This window comes from Pseudomonas sp. 5Ae-yellow (assembly GCF_014077575.1).
GTDB lineage: Bacteria > Pseudomonadota > Gammaproteobacteria > Pseudomonadales > Pseudomonadaceae > Halopseudomonas > Halopseudomonas neustonica.
The window spans coordinates 1-545 of sequence record NZ_JACGWE010000141.1 but is presented as its reverse complement, the minus strand read 5'-3'; the positions used below and the strand labels follow the sequence as shown (position 1 = coordinate 545).

At 61.3% G+C, this 545-nt stretch carries 1 pseudogene; it reads left to right on the top strand.

What is annotated here, in order from left to right:
• Positions 1-130: 130 nt before the first annotated feature.
• Positions 131-545 (top strand): annotated as a pseudogene (locus H4J77_RS20475) (IS21 family transposase); the annotation flags it as partial.

The window sequence follows — 545 nt, the reverse complement described above, 5'->3', positions numbered from 1 at the left end:
GTCACGATGCCGGAATCGTCGGTCACGTTCCCCCGGAATCACTGCCAACACACTGGAATTCTTCAACTTAATCGCGCATACCGCTTCCTTTTTCCACGAGGAAGAGCGGATGCCGGCTGCGAGGATTTCCATGCGACAGATCACCGAGGTCTTGCGCCTCAAATACGAAGCCGGTCTCAGTCACGAGCGCATTGCTCGTGCCTGCGGACTCTCCAAGGGCGTCGTCGGCAAGTACGTCAGCCTGGCCCAGGTCCAGGGCGTTACCTGGCCACTGCCGAAGGACCTGGACGAGGTTCGGCTGTACGCGCTGCTGTTCCCGGCCAAGGCGCCACCGTCACGCTTTGCCGAGCCCGATTACTTCCAGGTTCATCAAGAGCTCAAGACCAAGGGCGTCACCCTGCAACTGCTCTGGGCCGAGTACGTAGAACGCCACGGCGACAAGGCGTATCGCTACAGCCAGTACTGCCACCACTACCGGCTCTGGCGTGGCCGGCAGCGCCGCAGCATGCGACAGGTCCACCGGGCTGGCGAGAAGATCTTTATCG